This window comes from Xenorhabdus santafensis, from assembly GCF_033949405.1.
Classification (GTDB): Bacteria; Pseudomonadota; Gammaproteobacteria; order Enterobacterales; family Enterobacteriaceae; genus Xenorhabdus; species Xenorhabdus santafensis.
Genome location: NZ_VCDN01000057.1, coordinates 13,681 through 35,218, shown reverse-complemented (window position 1 = coordinate 35,218; position 21,538 = coordinate 13,681). Strand labels below are relative to the sequence as shown.

General features: G+C 43.0%; 18 protein-coding genes. 3 read left to right on the top strand and 15 right to left on the bottom strand.

Going from position 1 to position 21,538, the window contains the following annotated elements:
- The first annotated feature begins 11 nt into the window (after positions 1 to 11).
- Together FE392_RS14085 and FE392_RS14080 are read left to right on the top strand one after the other, a co-directional pair.
- On the top strand, positions 12 to 443 hold the full coding sequence (locus FE392_RS14085; protein ID WP_319930850.1) for a tripartite tricarboxylate transporter TctB family protein: 432 nt from the start codon (positions 12 to 14) through the stop codon (positions 441 to 443).
- Positions 444 to 453: 10 nt separating this feature from the next.
- Positions 454 to 1,956, top strand: coding sequence for a tripartite tricarboxylate transporter permease (locus FE392_RS14080; RefSeq protein ID WP_319930849.1), 1,503 nt, complete (start codon positions 454 to 456; stop codon positions 1,954 to 1,956).
- 80 nt (positions 1,957 to 2,036) lie between these two features.
- Here the strand turns inward: FE392_RS14080 and fabB are convergent, their stop codons facing one another.
- A complete protein-coding gene (gene fabB, locus FE392_RS14075) occupies positions 2,037 to 3,251 on the bottom strand; it encodes a beta-ketoacyl-ACP synthase I (RefSeq protein ID WP_319930848.1) in 1,215 nt (404 codons plus the stop codon).
- A 204-nt stretch (positions 3,252 to 3,455) separates the two neighbouring features.
- Here fabB and mnmC point away from each other — a divergent pair, with 204 nt between their 5' ends.
- Positions 3,456 to 5,504, top strand: a complete 2,049-nt coding sequence (gene mnmC, locus FE392_RS14070; protein WP_319930847.1) for a bifunctional tRNA (5-methylaminomethyl-2-thiouridine)(34)-methyltransferase MnmC2/FAD-dependent 5-carboxymethylaminomethyl-2-thiouridine(34) oxidoreductase MnmC1 — start codon at positions 3,456 to 3,458, stop codon at positions 5,502 to 5,504.
- Positions 5,505 to 5,686: 182 nt separating this feature from the next.
- Here mnmC and FE392_RS14065 read toward each other — a convergent pair whose 3' ends face one another.
- From FE392_RS14065 to FE392_RS14000, 14 genes are all read right to left on the bottom strand, one after another.
- Positions 5,687 to 6,223, bottom strand: coding sequence for a GNAT family N-acetyltransferase (locus tag FE392_RS14065; RefSeq protein WP_319930889.1), 537 nt, complete (start codon positions 6,221 to 6,223; stop codon positions 5,687 to 5,689).
- Positions 6,224 to 6,228: 5 nt separating this feature from the next.
- Entirely contained in the window at positions 6,229 to 6,804 is a 576-nt protein-coding gene (locus FE392_RS14060; RefSeq protein ID WP_319930846.1) for a hypothetical protein, read from the bottom strand.
- An 824-nt stretch (positions 6,805 to 7,628) separates the two neighbouring features.
- Positions 7,629 to 7,904, bottom strand: a complete 276-nt coding sequence (locus tag FE392_RS14055; protein ID WP_319930845.1) for a YfcL family protein — start codon at positions 7,902 to 7,904, stop codon at positions 7,629 to 7,631.
- 21 nt (positions 7,905 to 7,925) lie between these two features.
- Positions 7,926 to 8,477: an elongation factor P hydroxylase gene (locus FE392_RS14050; RefSeq protein ID WP_319930844.1), complete on the bottom strand. Its 552-nt coding sequence runs from the start codon at positions 8,475 to 8,477 to the stop codon at positions 7,926 to 7,928.
- A gap of 22 nt (positions 8,478 to 8,499) precedes the next feature.
- Positions 8,500 to 9,300, bottom strand: coding sequence for a sulfite exporter TauE/SafE family protein (locus FE392_RS14045; RefSeq protein ID WP_319930843.1), 801 nt, complete (start codon positions 9,298 to 9,300; stop codon positions 8,500 to 8,502).
- Between the two features lie 119 nt (positions 9,301 to 9,419).
- Positions 9,420 to 10,505: a chorismate synthase gene (aroC, locus tag FE392_RS14040; RefSeq protein ID WP_319930842.1), complete on the bottom strand. Its 1,086-nt coding sequence runs from the start codon at positions 10,503 to 10,505 to the stop codon at positions 9,420 to 9,422.
- 151 nt (positions 10,506 to 10,656) lie between these two features.
- Positions 10,657 to 11,592 carry a 50S ribosomal protein L3 N(5)-glutamine methyltransferase gene (gene prmB / locus FE392_RS14035; protein ID WP_319930841.1) on the bottom strand — a complete coding sequence of 312 codons (936 nt, stop codon included), beginning with the start codon at positions 11,590 to 11,592 and terminating at the stop codon, positions 10,657 to 10,659.
- 240 nt (positions 11,593 to 11,832) lie between these two features.
- Complete coding sequence (locus tag FE392_RS14030) at positions 11,833 to 13,197, bottom strand: amino acid permease (protein WP_319930840.1); 1,365 nt, start codon at positions 13,195 to 13,197, stop codon at positions 11,833 to 11,835.
- Between the two features lie 90 nt (positions 13,198 to 13,287).
- A complete protein-coding gene (gene hutH, locus FE392_RS14025; protein ID WP_319930839.1) occupies positions 13,288 to 14,820 on the bottom strand; it encodes a histidine ammonia-lyase in 1,533 nt (510 codons plus the stop codon).
- Positions 14,821 to 14,834: 14 nt separating this feature from the next.
- Complete coding sequence (gene hutU, locus FE392_RS14020) at positions 14,835 to 16,514, bottom strand: urocanate hydratase (RefSeq protein ID WP_319930838.1); 1,680 nt, start codon at positions 16,512 to 16,514, stop codon at positions 14,835 to 14,837.
- Positions 16,515 to 16,802: 288 nt separating this feature from the next.
- Positions 16,803 to 17,561: a histidine utilization transcriptional repressor HutC gene (gene hutC, locus FE392_RS14015; RefSeq protein WP_439153489.1), complete on the bottom strand. Its 759-nt coding sequence runs from the start codon at positions 17,559 to 17,561 to the stop codon at positions 16,803 to 16,805.
- Positions 17,562 to 17,570: 9 nt separating this feature from the next.
- The gene (gene hutG / locus FE392_RS14010) at positions 17,571 to 18,530 is read right to left on the bottom strand and encodes a formimidoylglutamase (RefSeq protein ID WP_319930837.1); all 960 of its coding nucleotides are present in this window, start codon (positions 18,528 to 18,530) and stop codon (positions 17,571 to 17,573) included.
- 54 nt (positions 18,531 to 18,584) lie between these two features.
- Positions 18,585 to 19,829 carry an imidazolonepropionase gene (hutI, locus tag FE392_RS14005; protein ID WP_319930836.1) on the bottom strand — a complete coding sequence of 415 codons (1,245 nt, stop codon included), beginning with the start codon at positions 19,827 to 19,829 and terminating at the stop codon, positions 18,585 to 18,587.
- Positions 19,830 to 20,153: 324 nt separating this feature from the next.
- On the bottom strand, positions 20,154 to 21,110 hold the full coding sequence (locus FE392_RS14000) for a methyltransferase (RefSeq protein ID WP_319930835.1): 957 nt from the start codon (positions 21,108 to 21,110) through the stop codon (positions 20,154 to 20,156).
- Between the last annotated feature and the right edge of the window lie 428 nt (positions 21,111 to 21,538).

Sequence of the window (21,538 nt, the reverse complement as noted above, 5' to 3'; positions counted from 1 at the left end):
GGAGTGCCATCATGAGCGATCGTATTTTTGCCTCTGTATGGCTGGTGTTGTGTGGGATTGGTTTATTCATTGGCTGGGGAATTCATAGCGAATATAGCTATGAACCTCTAGGCCCCCGCCCATTTCCAATTGCCATTATTTTATTAATGGCGTTCTGTTCATTACTGTTGCTATTCAAAAAACCTGATCTCATTCATTGGCCAACGCCACAAGTGCTACGTCGCTTAATTTTGTTGATCGCCTCACTCGCCATTTATGCATGGTCATTTGAGTGGCTGGGTTTTCCTTTGGCAACAATATTATTGACCATCAGCGTAGCATTATTATTTAACGCAACGCTCACGGCAGCAGTGACTTCCGGCATATTTCTTGGCATTTCACTGTTTTTCGCTTTCGACCGCCTATTGGACGTCACGCTTCCCGTCGGCGCTTGGCTCAGTTAAGGAGACAGAGATGGAAACTTGGTTATATCTGAGTCAGGGATTTGAAGTTGCCTTGGTTCCCAAAAACTTAGTCATTGCCTTAATTGGCTGCTTTATTGGCACTATTGTGGGCTTACTGCCTGGCCTCGGCCCTATAAATGGGGTAGCTATCTTGCTGCCGCTGGCTTTTGCATTAAAACTTCCTGCCGAGTCCGCCTTAATTTTACTGGCAACTGTCTACATTGGGTGTGAATACGGAGGGCGCATTTCCTCGATTTTACTAAACGTACCGGGTGATGCCGCTGCCATTATGACCGCTTTGGATGGTCATCCGATGGCAAAACAGGGACGGGCAGGCGTTGCTCTTTCTATTTCAGCCGTCAGTTCATTCTGTGGTTCACTTCTCGCTATTACCGGTATCATTTTGTTTGCTCCTCTTTTAGCAAAATGGTCTTTAGCTTTCGGGCCTGCTGAATATTTTGCATTAATGGTTTTTGCCATTGCCTGCCTTGGCAGCATGATGAGTCAAAATCCGGTGAAATCATTATTGGCTGCATTGATAGGCTTGAGCTTGGCTACCGTTGGAGTAGATTCCAATACGGGGGTTTACCGCTTTACCTTTGATAGCGTCCATCTCTCCGATGGGATTCAATTCATTGTAGTTGTGATTGGCCTGTTTTCAGTCAGTGAAATTTTGCTCATGCTGGAGAAAACATCTTCAGGGCAAAAGGTCATCAGCCAAACCGGGCGCCTGTTGTTCAATCGAAAAGAAGCGGCGGTTTGTGTAGGGCCAACATTGCGTTCATCAGTCATCGGTTTTTTTGTGGGGATACTTCCCGGTGCCGGGGCAACCATCGCCAGTGCAATCACTTATATGACAGAAAAACGACTCAGCGGAAACAGCGATTCGTTCGGCAAAGGTGATATCCGTGGTGTAGCAGCCCCTGAAGCCGCCAATAATGCTTCGGCATGTGGCTCATTCATTCCAATGCTCACTCTTGGTGTACCCGGTTCAGGTACAACAGCGGTAATGATAGGTGCACTGACTCTTTATAACATCACTCCAGGCCCGGCTATGTTCACAGAACAGCCAGATATTGTTTGGGGCCTTATCGCTGCTTTGTTGATTGCCAACATTTTGTTGCTGATTATGAATATTCCGATGATCGGGGTATTTACCCGCATGCTGAATATTCCAACATGGTTCCTTGTGCCATCTATAGCGATTGTTTCAGCTGTTGGCGTCTATGCAGTTCACAGCACGACATTCGATCTTATGTTGATGGTTGGATTGGGCGTTTTCGGTTACATTCTGCGAAAAATGAACTTCCCGATGTCCCCATTAATACTAGGGTTCGTGTTAGGTGAAATGCTGGAGCAAAATTTACGCCGGGCATTATCTATCAGTAATGGAAATTTTGAAATTCTGTGGAGCAGCACTATCGCTCAAGTTTTACTGATTCTGGCAATATTGGTGCTCACCATTCCACCCGTTCTTCGCATTATTAATAAACGTCGCCACCAAAAATCATAATTTCATAAGTAAAAAGCCAACTCATCTATTCAATGGGTTGGCTTTTATATTGCTTAACAATTTTTACGTTATTTAAAGCATCAATTTGAGTACTTGCGCATCACCAGGGAAGCATTTGTACCACCAAACCCAAAGCTATTGGACATTACCGTTTTTAGTTCTTGTTCAGTAGGTTTGGTCACAATATTCATACCCAACGCTTTTTCATCCAGGTCGTTGATATTGATACTTGGTGCAATAAAACCATGTTCCAGCATGAGCAAACTATAAATGGCTTCATGAGCGCCTGCTGCCCCCAATGAATGCCCTGTCATTGCCTTTGTGGCCGAAATGGCAGGTGTATCATCGCCGAAAACTTCTCTGATGGCTTCAAGTTCTTTCAAATCACCAATCGGTGTGGAAGTACCATGGGTATTGATGTAATCTACGCCGCCTTCAATACTGTCCAGTGCCATTTTCATACAACGCACTGCACCTTCTCCAGAAGGAGCAACCATATCCGCACCATCTGAGTTTGCCCCGTAACCAACAATCTCAGCATAAATATGTGCGCCGCGAGCCAGTGCGTGTTCTAATTCTTCAACAACAACAATTCCGCCGCCGCCAGCGATGACGAAGCCATCTCGGTTTTGGTCATAAGTACGGGATGCACGCTCTGGTGACTCATTATATTTAGTGGAAAGGGCTCCCATTGCATCAAATTCACAAGCCATTTCCCAACTTAATTCTTCACCACCGCCAGCAAAAATGACATCTTGCTTACCAAGCTGGATTAATTCAACAGCATGACCAATACAATGGGCAGACGTTGAACAAGCCGAGCTTATGGAGTAGTTAACACCCTTGATTTTAAAAGGCGTTGCCAAGCAGGCAGAAACACCGGAAGCCATTGCGCGTGTCACCATGTAAGGCCCGACACCACGCAACCCGCGGGCACGCATGCCATCAGAGCCTGCCACTTGGTTATACGGTGAACCACCACCTGAGCCGACAACCAACCCAGTTCTAAGGTTAGAAATTTGGTCTTCAGACAGCCCTGAATCTTTAATAGCTTCGTCCATTGCCAGATAAGCATAAACAGATGCGTCACTCATGAAACGCTGGATTTTACGGTCGATTAAACCTGCTGTATCCAATTTCACATTGCCCCAAACATGGCTGCGCATTCCTATTTCTTTGAATTTTTCTGAGAAAGTTATCCCGGAACGGCCCTCTTTTAGAGACTCCAGCACCTCTTTCTGGTTATTACCAATACTGGAAACAATACCCAGACCAGTGATCACTGCACGTTTCATTACTTACCTCATCAATATGTTTACCTGCGGGATTTCTTCTCCCGCACTTTAGCGTACACTTGTACGCCGAACAAGTCCGATCAGGTTAAAAATTCACGGAAAAATTGATCTAGACTCTGTTGTGAACTTCTGCTGCGGGTGGTGCAACTCAATGAAGACCGTTAAAATCACTAAATTATCTTCACTAACAACACAGGCATTATTGTGAAACACAGTGCTATCAACAGCGCAACCCTAAGCTGGAATGAACAAGGTACTCCTATTTCAACACAGTTTGATGATGTTTATTTTTCAAATCAAGATGGTTTAGAAGAAACCCTATATGTATTTTTAAAAGGCAATAATTTTCCTCAGCGCTTTAATACACATAACCGGGCAAGCTGCGTTGTTGCAGAAACAGGATTTGGCACCGGGTTAAATTTCCTGACGCTGTGGCGAGCTTTTTCCCTCTTCAGGCAACAACATCCCGAAGCACCTTTAAAACGGCTGCATTACATCAGTTTTGAAAAATATCCTTTAAAACCAACCGATTTGAAAATTGCGCATCAACGCTGGCCGGAACTTCAATCGTTTTCTGAACAATTATATCAGCAATGGCCTCTACCGCTTGCGGGTTGCCATAGATTAATTCTCGATAATGGTGCTGTCACTTTGGATCTTTGGTTTGGTGATGTAAATGATCTATTACCAGAGATAACTTCAAACCTGACCGGAAAAATTGACGCCTGGTTTTTAGATGGTTTCGCACCGCCAAAAAATCCACAGATGTGGAGCGAACAACTGTTCGCTGCAATGGCAAAATTTTGCCGCCCAGAAGGCACTTTTGCAACTTTTACATCCGCAGGAATGGTTCGACGAGGATTACAGGAAGCGGGTTTTACCGTCACAAAGGTGAAAGGATTTGGACGCAAAAGAGAGATGCTGACGGGTGTCTTATCACCATGTGCCGGCTCCCCTAACCTCGTTCATTCTCCTTGGTTTGCTCGCCAATCGGCCACTCACACCGATGACATTGCCATTATCGGTGGCGGCATTGCCAGCGCGCTAACCGCACTCGCTCTATTGCGACGTGGAGCAAAAGTCACATTATATTGCCAAGATGAACAACCAGCCCAGAATGCTTCAGGTAATCAGCAAGGCGCTCTCTACCCCTTACTGAATGGGCGAAACGACCCACTAGAACGCTTTTTTACATCCGCATTTACCTTTGCTCGTCGCCAGTATGATCAATTAGTTAATGAAGATGTATTGTTTGATCATCAATGGTGCGGCGTTAGTCAATTGGCTTACGATGAAAAAAGTGAACATAAAATTGCCAAGATGCTGCAAACTGTGTGGCCGGAAGAAATTGCATTTGGTATGGAGCGCCAACAATTAAGTGATATAAGTGGATTGGATGTTAATTATCATGGCATACACTATCCGCAAGGTGGATGGTTATATCCCGCACAATTAACTCAAGCTGTCATTAAACTTGCAGCACAACGAGGAATGCAAGTGCATTTCAACCACAAAGTTACCCGATTAACTCAAAATGAAAATGGTTGGCAATTAGATATTGAGCATCAAGAAAAACAGCACCACAAAAATCACAGAGTTGTTATAGTTGCCAACGGCCATTGCATGACTCAATTTGAGCAGACTGAAAAACTTCCCGTTACTGCTGTGCGGGGGCAAGTCAGCCATATTCCTACTACTGATACTCTCAGCAAATTGAGAAGTGTATTGTGCTACGATGGATATATGACGCCTGTTAATCCACATAATAAATATCACTGCATTGGAGCCAGCTACCAACGCAATCAACTGAGCACGCAATACTCTCCTATCGAACAGCAAGAAAACCAAGATCGTTTATTAAAATGCTTTCCTGATGTTGATTGGGTACAACAAGTGGATATTTCTGAAGAAAAATCCCGCCAAGGTATACGTTGCGTTATTAGGGATCACATGCCAATGGTTGGCAATGTTCCTGTTTTCAGTGACATTATGAATAAATACGCAGACCTACCCCAACAGATAAATACTGGCAATACCATTGCAGAATCCCCTTGTTACCCCAACTTGTTCGTTCTCGGTGCGTTAGGTTCCCGTGGTTTATGTTCTGCGCCTTTAAGCGCTGAATTGCTAGCCAGCCAGATTTTTGGTGAAGCGTTGCCGCTTGATGATGAAACTCTAGCAGCCTTGCACCCAAACCGATTCTGGGTTAGGAAACTTTTACGTGGTAAAGCGGTTAGAACAGAGAAGCCTTAACATAGCGTATTGGTTTACCGCCTCTGAGTTTTGGAGAGGGCAGCAATAACGTGTTATTTATGGAAAGCATCAGGCAATAAATACGATACCTAGTAAAGCTATGCCCAATAAATACTATCGCTAGTAAATACTATGCCTGATGCATATTCCAATACTTCTACTATCAAAAATCAATCTACCCTTCACGTACGTTGATCGGAATGTGCGCTGATCGTGAGTCTCATTGCACAACGTTGTTCCTGAGTAAAACCGTAATCAATTTCATTTTGTAATATTTGATGCAAGGCTTCCGTAATTTGTTGAGGTTCTAATATATTAAATCCTAACCGTTGATAATAAGGAGCATTCCAATAAACATCCCGAAAAGTCGTCAATGTAACTGCCGCAAGATGTCGCTGCTTTGCAACCTGAACAACCTTCTCAATTAATGCCTTACCAATTCCTTTTTTTTGCCAGTGTTGATGCACAGAAAGCTCCATTATGTGCAACCCATCATCCAATGATGAAGCCAAAATAAAACCAACAGGGTGACCCCCTTCACTAAGGGCAACCCAACTATTACTTTGCGAGATATAATCCAGATGTTGTTGTTCAGTTTGTACATGCCCATCAGCGATCCAAGATAATTCAGGTATCAAACGAAACAGTTGTGCCGCTGAATATTCTATTGCTGATAGTTGGCTTACATCTGACTTTTTTGTTAAGTGAATAGAGATCATAGTATTCAAATCATGAGTTTCATGGCTGTAATTATAACACCCGCAAAGCCAAACATCATTGTTACCATCCACTTAGTTTGAGCTGTTATTTGATTAGACAAATTTTCATGTAACGATGATATTCTTTGATGTATGGATGAGATTTCCTGATTTATGGATGAGATTTCCTGATTTATGGATGAAATTTCCTGGCGTACAGCTACCATTTCATGTTGTCTCACCATTTCACTATGTATTGATGTTGTATCACTCTTCAGTGCCATCTCATCACGTATCGATACTATGTCATTTCTTAATGCCATATCTCCACGAATGGAGGAAATTTCTTTATGTACCTGAGTATTAATCGTTTCAATATCTGATTTTGTTGCATAGTTCGATTTTATGACGGCAACATCTATTTTTATTTGTGTGGCATCTGACTCCAAGTTTTCAATTCTTTTTTCCAATGTCGTATTCATCTCTTTTTTTCCATCGCTTGTTAAATAATTGGAATTCGTACTATCAGGTAACAAAAGCACTTGCTCACTGACCGCATAATATCCATATTCACTTTGGGCAGAACTGCTTTCCTGCTTCATCGTATCTTCTCCTTAAGGATCCCATTCCAATTTTAACTTCTCTAAGAAGAAATTATTTTTCCCTTTAATCGATTTGCATTGGCTTTATTAACTCTATACCCTTCGTCTTTCAAGCTACCTCTTTGTTGGCTACACTCATTCACCCCGGTCACATAGCTATCTATGCTCCCGGGGATAAATTCCCCTGCCGCCGCGAAGCAACTTGAAATCCATTAGGTATATATCTACCCTCTCATGTCGTATTTTTCTTGACAGAAATGCAACTTAAAAACCCACTGAGCATAGTCACCTCCAATATCAAGTGCCCCTATTACTTATTCAAGTAAATGCAATTTTTAATTGCATAACATGCAGCTATCTAAACTTACCATCACTGATTGTTTAAATCATCAGTTGTTCCATTAATAATATTTGCAAAGAAAAAAATACATTAGATTTAAATTGAAAATTTTATTTTTAAGATATTTCATTCTAATTTCATAGAAATAACTCCTCTAGAAACCAAAACAAATAGAATTTATTTTTCAATATTCAATTCAATAATATTAATTTAATACAATTAAATAAATTAACACTCAAATTATTTATCATATGATTTAAATCAGATTTATTAAACGTAATCACATGTTATATCAATTAAATCACCATGCAACTTTACCGCATTTTAACGATAAAAAGATCAATAAATGTTGAACTCTTGCGATTTATTCTAATTTTTGAGAACCACGGCGAATTTTTTTGTAATCATGGGTAAGCAATTACGTAGAATAAAAATAAAGGGCTATATAAATAGCCCTAAAAAATATTGCATCGAACGTGATCAATCAAGCGCTTGCGTTATCCAACAATTTTTGCCATGTTGCCAAAACCAAAACTTGGTCTGGTGGGGTTAATTCACCTGCTTTGATCGCTCTATGAACACTTTCTTCTACACGCTGATGAAGCTGTTGGGCTGTCGTTGCGCCTTCCTGCTCTAATTCAGCAACCGCCAGGGTCAAATGCCCGCGTAGGTATCCACCAGCAAATAATTCATCATCGCTGGCATGTTCAACCATATCATCAATTTGTGCCAGAATGCGTGTTTCAAACTCTGCGAGCATTGTGTTTCCTCAAAATCAATTTCAATTAGCGAACAGATCTTCCGGATAAGGAAAATGTTCTGCTTTTAATGGGGGCGTATTGTAAAACGATTGCAGAGCTTGAATAAAGCGTGCTGCACGTGTGGGTATTCCATTTTCGAGGTATTGCATGATTTGTGCATGAACTTTTCGATGAAAAGCAATGCGATCCGGTTCAAAATTTCCTTCCAGATTGTCACAACTAACATTGAACGGAAAACCTGCCGCGACACAAAACAACCATTCCAATGACTGTGGTTTAATTTCTACTTTTTCAAACTCTGCCTGTGTTTGCGCATCGCGCCCGTCAGGACAGTACCAGTAACCAAAATCAACCAATTTGCGACGCTCTTTACCTGCAATGCACCAATGCGAAATTTCATGTAATCCACTCGCATAGAAACCGTGAGCAAATACAATTCTGTTGTAGCTCACATCACTGTCTGCCGGCAGATAAATCGGCTCATCATCACCTTTTATTAAACGGGTATTACAATCATCGCTAAAGCAATTATCAAAAATTTCAATCAGTTGTTGATAATGATGTGCAATCATGTGTTAGTGCAAGATCCTAAAATTAAAAATAAAATGCCAGCCAAGAATGGACAGTATCTCCGTGTTGGTCATAGAGGAGTTTGATGCTCATCAAAAAAGAAATTGTTACCAACATTGGACGAATGATTTTTTGCCCTTTACTCAGCACCAAACTGGCCCCAAATCGTGCACCAATCATTTGCCCTATCAGCATCACAATTCCTACTAGCCATAAGACTTGCCCGCTAAGGATAAAAAACATCAATGCACCGGTATTGGAGGCGAAGTTTAGTACCTTGGCATGGGCTGTCGCTTTTGCCAAATTGTAACCACAAAGTATGACGTAAGACAGCGCGAAAAAAGATCCCGCCCCCGGGCCAAACACCCCATCGTAGAAACCAATCCCGCAGCCTGCAAAGCAACCGAATGCAAATGGGCCAATCCGGCGTAACCGATCTTCGACGCCGATTCCGGGCATTAGTAAGAAGTAAAGGCCGATGATCATCACTAATATCGGCAATAAATAACGCAGAAAATCTGGTGATACAAATTGAACCAGCAAAGCCCCCAACATGGCGCCAATCCATGTCATCACAATCGCAAAACGCTGGGATCGCCAATCCACGATCCCACGGCGGACAAAGTAAAGGCTGGCTGAAAGCGAACTACCGACGGATTGCAGTTTATTGGTCGCCAATGTCTGGACAGGGGCAATACCAACCGATAGCAGGGCAGGAATGGTCAATAACCCTCCCCCACCTGCAATCGAATCAATAAACCCAGCAATTACCGCTACCAAAAAAAGAAGACCATAAATTTCCAGACCCAATGACGTCCATTCCATTATTCACCGCACCAATGATTTGTTATAGGAAAGATGACTTATTCAGCACTATGTTATCCTTTAACCACATGTTATCTCTCTGCATTAAGCGGAGATTTGGTCAAGCTTCCAAGACTGGTTTACCATTGTGGAAGTGGTGATGTCACGTCAGCGCATTGTGCCCGTTGGCGAAGTAAGTGATCCATCAACACAATTGCCATCATTGCTTCTGCGATAGGTACAGCACGAATGCCAACGCATGGATCATGCCGACCTCGGGTTACCATATCCACCTCTTCCCCTTCGCGGTTGATAGTTTTGCCGGAAACCATAATGCTGGATGTCGGCTTCAAGGCAATATGTGCAATAATCGGCTGGCTGCTGCTAATCCCACCTAAAATGCCTCCAGCATGGTTGCTGGTGAACCCTTGTGCTGTAATTTCATCGCGGTTTTCGCTGCCGCGTAAATTGACCACGCCAAAACCCTCTCCGATTTCAACGCCCTTTACCGCATTTATGCTCATCAAAGCGTGGGCAATATCTGCATCCAAGCGGTCAAAAACGGGTTCGCCTAATCCTGCCGGTACATTTTCTGCAACGACAGTCACTTTTGCGCCAATGGAATCGCCCTCTTTTTTCAGTAAGCGCAGCAATTCATCCAGTTCGGTCAACTTGCTTGCATCCGGGCAAAAAAATGGGTTTTGCTCAACAAGATCCCAATCTTTCAACTCGCAATGGACATTTCCCATCTGGGTCAGACACGCACGGATCAGAATGCCATGTTTTTCAAACAAATATTTTTTGGCAATTGCTCCCGCAGCGACACGCATGGCTGTTTCACGGGCAGATGAACGCCCGCCACCGCGATAATCACGTAGTCCATATTTCTGTTCATAGGTATAATCGGCATGGCCTGGGCGGAAAACGTCTTTGATTGCACTGTAATCTTGTGAACGCTGGTCGGTATTTTCAATCATCAGGCCAATGCTGGTTCCTGTTGTCATACCTTCAAAAACACCAGAAAGAATACGAACCTGATCAGGTTCACGACGCTGTGTCGTATAGCGGGAAGTTCCCGGACGGCGCCTGTCTAAGTCGATTTGTAAATCAGCTTCTGTAATAGCAATGCCCGGCGGAACACCATCGACAATGCATCCCAATGCAACACCGTGAGATTCACCAAATGTGGTGACACGAAAAAACTGCCCAATACTATTCCCAGCCATTCTTACCCTGCCATCATTATTTATGTATTGAAAAATAAGATCGAATAACAATAACTCACCCAATGATTAAAGCCTATCTTATTTCAACAATTTTATTTGACTTTTATGTCATAAAATTTCTGCTTTAACCATTGAGTGGTATGAAAAAATATTAATCTTTGAATTGCTGGAAATATTTATGATTTTCAACAAGCTGCTGGCGAGTTAATACAAAAACACCATCACCAAAGTTATGATCAAATTCTATCCATTTGAATGGGACTTCAGGGTATTGTTCAATCAGGTGCACCATGCTGTTACCGACTTCACACACCAGTATTCCATCTTCCGTAAGGAAATCAGGGGCAGTTGCAAGAATACGGCGTGCCAGCTCCAACCCATCAACACCTGCTGCCATCGCTAACTCAGGTTCATGATGATATTCATCAGGCAAGTCATTGATATCTTCCTCATCAACATAAGGAGGGTTAGTCACAATGATGTCGTATTTCACCGGCGGCATATCACGGAATAGATCGGATAGAATCGGGATTACGCGCTGGGAAACTTTATGGTTTTCTATATTTATTTCTGTAACAGCCAAAGCATCAGGAGAAATATCAACAGCATCCACTTCAGCTTCTGGGAATGCATGAGCGCAGGCAATGGCAATACAGCCACTTCCCGTACAAAGATCCAAAATTGCTGATGGCTGATGTGAGATTAATCCCTCAAACTTTTTGTCAATCAAATCGTTAACCAGTGAGCGTGGAATCAAAACCCGCTCATCGACATAAAATTCATGGCCGCAGAACCAAGCACGATTTATCAGGTAAGCAACAGGAACACGGTCATTAACACGACGCAAAACAAGTTCTACGACGCGCTGACGTTCAGTGGATGTCAGACGTGAAGCCATCATTGAATCTGGAATATCCAAGGGCAAATGCAATGTAGGAAGTACTAACTGCAAAGCTTCATCCCACGGGTGGCAGGTAGTATGCCCACAATAGATATTCGCTTCGTTAAAACGGCTGGTTGACCAACGCAACACATCCAGAATGGTATGCAGTTCAGCAACAGCTTCATCTGCTAAGAGCTTATCCAAAAAACACCTCCAAACAACAAAAAAAGATATAACAACTTGTTAGTTTGCCATGATCCCGAATACAAATCAGCTTTCTTAGCATAAGAGTTGTCTTAGGATGAATTGCCTTAGGGCGAAATTTATTAACAAAACACCGAATTAAGAAAGAAGTCGCGTTGGGAAAAATGAAACTGCCGAAAATAAAATATACAGAGAGGAAAGCAAAAGCCACCCTATATGTATAGGGTGGCAGTGAAATGGCTAGCGATTAACTGTTTTCTTCACCCATAAATAATAGCTGATGGTCAATAATGCTATCCATATTCCCCCTACATATAATGCAGCCCGGGTTTTGGGAAAATATCCCAAGACAGCAATAACAAATGCCATAAATGCAATTGTCAAAAGTGGAGCGACAGGCCAAAACGGAACAGGGAATTTAAGGTTTTTGGCTTCTTCTGCCGACATCTTGCGCCGCATCGTGTACTGTGCCAGAAGAATCATCAACCATACCCAAACAGTTGCAAATGTTGCGACAGAAGCAATGATGAAGAAAATTTGCTCTGGCCATAAATAGTTCAAAACAACACCCAGCAACAAGATCCCTGACATCACCAAAACCGTGACCCACGGTACACCATTTTTAGTGAGCTGAGAGAAAGCAGCAGGCGCCTGTTTTTCATGTGCCATACCATACATCATTCGTCCCGCGCCAAAGATATCACTATTGATTGCAGATATTGCAGCAGTGATTACCACAACATTCAAAATATTCGCCGCTGAATCAATTCCCAAACTAGAAAATATCTGAACAAATGGGCTGCCATTTTGACCAACTTGATTCCATGGATAGATACACATCAAAACGAATAACGTCAAAACATAAAATAGCAAAATGCGGAATGGAACTGCGTTAATTGCTTTCGGGATGGATTTTTCCGGGTTTTTTGCTTCACTGGCTGTAATGCCAATGACTTCAATACCGCCGAATGCAAACATAACCACCGTAAACGAAGCAATTATCCCTGCAATGCCATTCGGCATAAACCCGCCATGTTCCCATAAGTTTGACAGCCCCGTAGCATGCTCGGCTTCTTGACCAAAGCCTTTCATCATAAGGAAAAAACCACCGATAATCATGGCAATAATCGCCACGACCTTGATGATGGAAAGCCAAAACTCCATTTCACCAAAGACTTTGACATTACAGAGATTGATCGCGCCAATAAAGAACACGATGCTGAGCACCCAGATCCATTGTTCGACATGAGGAAACCAAAGTTTCATATAAATGCCGAAAGCGGTGACATCAGCAAGGCAAACAACCAGCATTTCAAAAACGTAAGTCCAACCGGTCATAAAACCCGCCAGCGGCCCTAAGTAATGGGTTGCATAATAGGAGAAAGATCCGGGGGCGGAACGATGAACCGCCATTTCCCCCAAGGCGCGCATGACCATGAAAACCGCAGCACCGCCTATCGCATAGGCCAGCAATACCGCCGGCCCTGCGGCTTGTATGGCACTCGCTGAACCATAAAAAAGCCCTGTGCCAATTGCCGATCCCAGTGCCATAAACCGAATATGTCGAACACTTAAGCCTCGCTTAAGCTGTGAAGTGTCTTGCATAATTTATCCTTATGTCTTTTATTATTAGATTGGAAAGATAAATACTACGATAAGGCCGGCTTACCCGGCCAGAAACGACGTGATTGTACTTTAGTTTGCTAAGATTTTCCCGGCAGGCAGCAATGCAGAAAGTTGCTGCTTAGCCAACAGTTGAATGGCTTCATCAATGTCCGGGGCAAAAAAGCGGTCTTTATCATAATGCGCAACTTTTTCACGCAAGATATGGCGTGCCTTTTCCAGTATCGGGCTACTTTGCAAACCATGGCGGAAATCCATGCCCTGGGAAGCCGTCAACCATTCAATTGCCAAGATACCACGCACATTATCGGCCATTTCCCATAAGCGGCGGCCTGCTGCGGGAGCCATGGAAACATGATCTTCCTGATTAGCAGAAGTTGGCAAACTATCAACGCTGGAAGGATGTGACAGCGCTTTGTTTTCACTAGCCAGAGCTGCCGCAGTCACCTGTGCAATCATAAAGCCGGAATTTACGCCGCTGTTCTCAACCAAGAATGGCGGCAATTGAGACATATTGCTGTCCATCAGCAAAGCAATGCGGCGCTCTGATAAAGAGCCTATTTCTGCCAGCGCAATAGCCAGATTATCTGATGCCATGGCAACAGGTTCAGCGTGGAAATTGCCGCCAGAGATCACTTCATCTTCTTCCGCGAATACCAGCGGGTTATCAGAAACCGCATTGGCTTCAACCATAATCACATCAGCCGCGTGACGAATTTGGGTTAAGCAAGCCCCCATCACTTGTGGCTGGCAACGCAATGAATAAGGATCTTGAACTTTTGCACAGTTTTTGTGGGATTCAGAGATACCACTTTGTTCTTCCAATACCAGACGATAAAGGGTAGCAACATCGATTTGGCCTTTCTGGCCACGCGCTTCATGGATACGTGCATCAAATGGTTTGCGGGAGCCTAGTGCAGCTTCAACTGACATCGCACCACAAATAATGGCTGATGCCATCAGGTCTTCCGCAGCAAAAAGCCCTTTCAATGCAAAAGCAGTTGAGGTTTGTGTGCCATTGAGCAATGCCAAGCCTTCTTTTGCAACAAGTGTGATAGGCTTGAGCCCCGCTTTCTCCAGCGCTTCTTTTGCCGGCAACCATTCGCCGCGATAACGTGCTTTCCCTTCGCCTAACAGTAATAGACTCATGTGTGCCAAGGGCGCTAAATCCCCGGAAGCACCAACCGAACCTTTACTTGGAATGTAAGGATAAACTTCGGCATTGACCAACGCGATCAACCCTTGAATAACGTCCAGACGAATACCAGAATAACCCCGGGCTAGGCTGTTAATCTTCAATACCATAATCAATCGGACAATTTCATCCGCCAAAGGCTCACCCACTCCTGCGGCGTGTGACATAACAATAGAGCGCTGCAATTCTTCCAGATCTTGCTCGGCAATGCGGGTATTTGCCAACAAACCAAAGCCTGTATTAATGCCATAAGCGGTTCTGTTTTCACTGATGATGCGATTAACGCAAGCGACACTGTTTTCAATTGCAGGGAAACATTGCCCATCCAGATGGATGTGAACAGGATGCTGGTAAATATGGCGTAATTCTTCAAGCGTCATTTTTCCGGGATGAATAGTTATATGTTTCATATTAATAACGCTCCTTATTTTTCATTAACCATTGGCAGGTTTAAGCCCTGCTCTTTTGCACATTGGATAGCCAGCTCATAACCAGCATCAGCATGGCGCATAACGCCCGTTGCCGGATCGTTATGCAAAACACGGGCAATCCTTTCCGCAGCTTCATCAGTGCCGTCACAAACAATCACCATGCCGGAATGCTGTGAAAATCCCATACCAACGCCACCACCGTGGTGCAGGGAAACCCAAGTTGCGCCACTGGCAGTATTCAGCAAGGCATTGAGCAATGGCCAATCAGAGACAGCATCGGAACCATCTTGCATGGATTCCGTTTCACGGTTAGGGCTGGCAACAGAGCCAGAATCCAAATGGTCACGGCCAATCACGATCGGCGCGGACAGCTCCCCGCTACGTACCATTTCGTTGAATGCCAATCCCAACTTCGCGCGATCCCCCAATCCTACCCAGCAAATACGCGCAGGCAGTCCTTGGAAGCTGATGCGTTCTCTCGCCATATCCAGCCAGCGGTGTAAATGAGTGTCATCGGGTAACAATTCTTTGACTTTGGCGTCGGTTTTGTAGATATCTTCCGGTGAACCGGAAAGTGCAGCCCAGCGGAATGGCCCGATGCCGCGACAAAACAGGGGGCGAATATAAGCAGGAACGAAACCGGGGAAATCAAATGCGTGTTCAACACCCGACTCTTTCGCCATTTGGCGAATGTTATTGCCATAATCGAAAGTAGGTATGCCTTGCTTTTGGAAAAAAAGCATCGCTTCAACATGCGCAGCCATTGAGGCTTTAGCCGCTTGAATCACGACTTCTGGCTCAATTTCGGCACGGCGACAATATTCTTCCCATGTCCAGCCTGCCGGTAAATAACCATGCAAAGGATCGTGTGCACTGGTTTGGTCTGTCACCATATCAGGACGGACACCACGGCGAACCAGTTCAGGCAAGATCTCTGCCGCATTACCGCACAATGCGATTGATATTGCTTTGCCTTCGCGGGTATAGCGCTCAATTCGGGACAGAGCATCATCAAGGTCAGCAGCCTGTTCATCCACGTATTTTGTACGCAGGCGGAAATCAATACGACTTTGCTGGCATTCAATGGTCAATGAGGTCACACCTGCCAACGTTGCAGCCAATGGTTGAGCGCCGCCCATGCCACCCAAGCCAGCGGTCAGAACCCAGCGACCTGCCAAGTTGCCGTTGTAGTGTTGACGGCCTGCTTCCACAAAAGTTTCGTAAGTTCCCTGTACAATGCCCTGACTGCCAATGTAGATCCAGCTACCGGCCGTCATCTGGCCATACATTGCCAGCCCCTTGGCATCCAATTCATTAAAATGTTCCCACGTTGCCCAGTGAGGAACTAGATTTGAGTTGGCAATTAAAACACGCGGTGCGTTTTCATGTGTCTTGAAAACACCCACTGGCTTGCCTGATTGCACCAGCAGCGTTTCGTTACTTTCCAGATTTTTTAAACTCTCAACGATTTTCTCATAACATTCCCAGTTTCTGGCTGCACGGCCTATCCCACCATAAACAACCAGTTCATTCGGATTCTCGGCAACATCAGGATCAAGATTATTCATGAGCATACGGAGTGGTGCTTCTGTCAGCCAGCTTTTTGCTGTGAGTTGTGTTCCTCGGGGAGCTCGAATGATTACGTTGCGGAATTTATTATTTTGTATCGTCACGGTTTTACCTATTTGTTGTTATGAATTTTTCTAATTGTATAGTTGTATATACATGTATATTCAATAGGCAAAAATGTGACTCAGATAAAGTCGATAATTTGGAAGGTGTTATCATTCACTATAAATATCAATAAGATGATAACGATTTATTCTGCAAGATATGGGCTAATATTTTTACTGGTTTTGTGTTTCGAATCACATCTTATTTACATTATTTTCACAACCATTAATAAAAAACCTCTTTTTTCTTTTAGGATAAAAAGAGGTTTTTTTGTTCTGTCTGGCAGTTCAAGAACTAAAATGTCCCTTTAATTTATAGCGATGCCCGGGGAATAATAATTTCGCACTGGAAACAATAAATTCTTTCGACCAAGTTCGGCGGCTGATTAATAAACAAGGCGTATTGGCCTCGATTTGCAATAACCGACAAGAACGAGTATCACCTGCAACAGCTTCAACAACATGTTCGCCTTCAGTCAAAGGCGCGACTTTCGATAAATAATCATGGGCAGTTTGCTGGCTGAAATCTTGCCGTAGATATTCCGGTGCCGCCTGTGCATTGACATAGCGATCTTCAATTTGCACAGGGACTTCATTTTCATAGTGAACAATAATCGAATGATAGATTGGTGTACCTACAGCAATGCCAAATTCCGCTGCCTGCGTTATATTGGCTTCCACTTCAGATAGTTTCAGCACCTTACAGCTATGCTGATGGGAGCGTGAAGTAATTTCATCCGCAATACTGTGAATTTCAAACAACGCGGACTGCCCTTTTGGCTCAGACACAAACGAACCGACACCTTGCAGGCGGAACAAAAAACCTTCAGCCGTAAGTTCACGCAGTGCTCTATTGGCCGTCATTCGGCTGCAATTAAATTGTTTGACCAGTTCCGCTTCCGAAGGAACCCGATCATGTGGTTTCCATTCCCCTGTATAGATTTTCTCAATAATCGCTTGCTTGAGCTTGGCATACAAAGGTGCCGGTTTGGCAACTGTCTCTGGTAACTCGGTTGTCACAATTACTTCCCTCAATTTTCTATTCATCCCACCAGATTATCCATTCCACCAGTGCACCAACTGCCACGCAAGACGAGCTGCTGCTTTTCCTCCCATACCTTGAATATCATACAAAGGATTAAGTTCGACCAAATCTACAGCCTGCAACTTTTTACTCTGGCAAATAAGCTGAATTAATGGCAATAACCGGTCTAGTGGAACCCCTAGTGCCGCAGGTGCTGACACTGCGGGCATTTGCCAAATTGGCAACACATCCAAGTCAATAGTCATGTAAATAATATCAACTTGATTAATGATATCTTGTAATTGCTGCTGAACTTTGTCCAGCATGGACTCGACACAATGTGTATCCCAGATGATGGTGACATCAAGGTGATTGGCCTCATCCAGCAATGCTTGAGTATTCGAAGCTAGACTCGCCCCGACACAAGTGTAATTAAATAAGCGCTGTTGCTGCTGGCAATAATGGGCAAGCTGGCGGAATGGCGTACCAGATGTGGGCTGCGGCGAATTTCTCAGATCCAAGTGGGCATCAAAGTTGATAATGCCGACACGCTGAGTCGGAAATGCGCGGTAAATTCCCATACCATGAGCAAATGCCGTTTCATGCCCTCCACCAAAAATAAGTGTCTTCATATTTTGCTGCTGGCATTGATAAACCGCATCACTGAGTGCACTTTGTGCTTCACTCAATTTTTCCGGATTAGCACGAATATTACCCAAATCAACCAACCGATCATGGCCATCATAACTCGCCAAATTAGCCAAAGACTGACGCAAATAATCAGGCCCTAACTTTGCCCCCGGGCGGCCTTGGTTAAGTTTTACACCTTCATCACATTCAAACCCCAACAAAGCGATATGGTGAGGGTATTCTTCTGGAGAAAAACGGGCGGGTTGTTGTATTGTCTGGAACACACGCAGTGCGTTGTCCGCTTCTGCGAGATCATTGCGCCCTTGCCAGATATTTTCTGATGTCGGATGCCATAAATTCATGTTCTATTCCTTGCCATTTAATTAATATTATTTAGGTGGGCATGACATATCATTTTATCGCGTCATTTCGCCGCGATAGATACGATGAACCAGAGGGTTGTGCCCCAATTCATATAAAATATCAACCGGGTTTTCAGCATCCCAGACAACAAAATCAGCCATGTAGCCTGCTGCCAATTGGCCGTGGCTATCTCCCCGGCCTAATGCTCGCGCAGCATGGATAGTTACCCCCTGCCACGCTTCTTCTGGCGTTAAGCCAAATTGCACACAGGCCATGTTCATAATCAGGCGTAGAGAGGCAAAAGGACTGGTGCCCGGATTAAAATCCGTCGAAATGGCCATCGGCACCCCGTATTGACGCAATAACTCAACAGGTGGACGTTTAGTTTCCCGCAAGAAATAAAATGCACCCGGCAGTAGCACGGCAACCGTCCCACTATCGCTGATGGCTTTAATTCCTTTTTCATCCAGATATTCAATATGATCAACTGACAAGCCCTGATATTCAGCAACCAGTTCACTGCCGCCTAAATTAGTGAGCTGCTCCACATGGCCTTTTACGGGGATCCCCAAGCGTTTTGCTGCATCAAACAAGCGTTTGGTTTGATTGAGATTAAAACCGACGGTTTCGCAAAACACATCTATAGATTCAAATAACTGCTTTTGCCAGAGTGTAGGGAGGATAATGTTGCAAACTAAATCGATATAGGCATCAGGATTATGCTTATATTCAGGCGGTGTCGCGTGGGCAGAAAGTAATGTCGGGCTGATTTCGATAGGGTTTTTCTGTGCCAATGCCCGCACTACATTCAATTGTTTTTCTTCATTTGCCAGATCCAAACCATAACCCGACTTCATTTCAATGGTTGTCACACCTTCAGCTATCAAAGCGTTAAGACGTTTTTGCGCAGCAATTTCCAATTGTTGGGCTGAACTATTACGGGTTGCATTGACAGTAAAATTAATGCCTCCTCCCTGTGCGCTAATTTCTTCATAGGAAACACCGTTTAAGCGCTGTTCCCATTCAGAAGCCCGATTTCCTCCAAAAACTAAGTGAGTATGGCAATCGATTAAGCCAGGAGTGATTAGCCGTTTTTCTGCATCAATGATCTTACATTGGCCCGTTGGGACACTCCCTGTCGGCAAAATGGCTAAGATCTTCTCATCCCGTATGATTAAATCATGTTGCTCTAACATGCTGTAATTATTTTTACCATCAATGCGTTTAATTGCAGGGTTCATTGTGGCAAGTTTGGCATTACGCCAGATAACATCAGTCTCTTTCAGTTCAATCGACATTATTATCATCCTGTTATTTGTTCTTATTAATATCGAATCCTCATGTTGTATATACATTTATTTTATAACCAGACATGATTGTCAAATCATTTCGTGAATGGCTTGTTTCTTAAAACAAAATTCTAAGAAGCCGGTCATTCCCCCCAATTAGTAAAATTTTCCCACAATGGCAATGTGGTTACATTTCTTGGCGTCAGATTTTAATGAGTAAGAAACCTTGTTTGGCTATCATTGTCTGAGACACTATTTTGTTTTCTGGGCAAAAACGTCGATAGTGCCTCAGGCGCTTGATTCCTTTCCTTTCTTAACGAAGCTCAGGTTAGTTTATTTTTTCATTTCAATAATGTACTGGCTGCTTCCTGTCAGAGAAAATTTCATTTTGTATGCATTTGTGATAGAAAGCCCGGCCTGTTCTGCTATTGATTCAAATTCGGCTTGGCTCCGGGATTTTCCTGATACAGCAATATCCATATATAAATCAAACGATTCTGAAGCAGCATCACCGGGTTCTTTAACCATCTCAATGACATATAAAACAGAATCTTTTCGCATTGCTTTACGAATATTACTCAAAATCTCAACAGATTTATTATCGGCCCAATTATGCAAAACATTTTTCATGCAATAAGCACCATATTCTGCGGGGATAGTGGAAAAGAAATCACCTTTGATAAAGGTTACGCCATCTGATTCTTTCTTATCAAAATCATACAGATCCATAACATGACATTGAATGTATGGATATTGCCTTTTTATATCTTTTGCTAAAGTTCCCTGACCTCCACCGATATCCATAATGGAATGAATTCCCCCCAGTGGCATATTTTCAATAATATGTTCACTCATTATTTCAGTGTTTTTTGACATCAAATTATCAAAAATAACTTTCAGCGATTTATTATGTTCATGACTGACATAATCAAAAAATGGTTCACGGTGGCTAAGTTCAAAAGCTGATTTTTCGTTCATTTCACTCAAGGATAAGTAATATTGTGACCAAGCGTCCCAATTAGCTGGGTTTAATTCAAATTTTATATTTAATGTTTCAAAGCTATTTTGATCAGCAAGTGATGAGCACTGTTCAGTGAGGTAAAATTTATCTTCTTTCTTTGTTAACACATTAAGTGAATGCATATAATCCAATAACCGAGAAAACCGTTTCTGAGAAACTTTGCATAATTGGGCAAGTTGTTCTGCAGTTTTTCCGTTTTCAGTGCTTAAATATAAAGGTGCTTTACTTTCTACAAAAGCAAACAGTGCAGCAGATTTACGATATGCCATGGTCATTTCCACTAACATTATTTTTCCTTATTAAAATATTATAAAGAGAGTGAACCAGGTTTAAGCTCGATTATGTTAATAACACATTACTTTAAATTAGAGAGCACCTAAATATGACTATATATTAAATAAGTATATTGAATTAACTTTAAAATACAGGTTATAAAATTTGAAAGCGAGTATTTAATTTCTGAATAAGCGCCTCGTTATTCCTCTAGAAATAATAATAAAAAATGACAAATTACTTCACGAAGTGCGCATTTTGTTTTTTGTTACAAACTTAATAAAAAATGGTCATAAATCACAATGATTAGATTTTTAAATGTTTATTTGCTCGATTAAATATCCAAATAGAATAGGAGAGTCATTATTTTTAGCCAATTAGGGATTAGTTTATTTCCAATAAAAAATATTCAAAGTAATCAAAA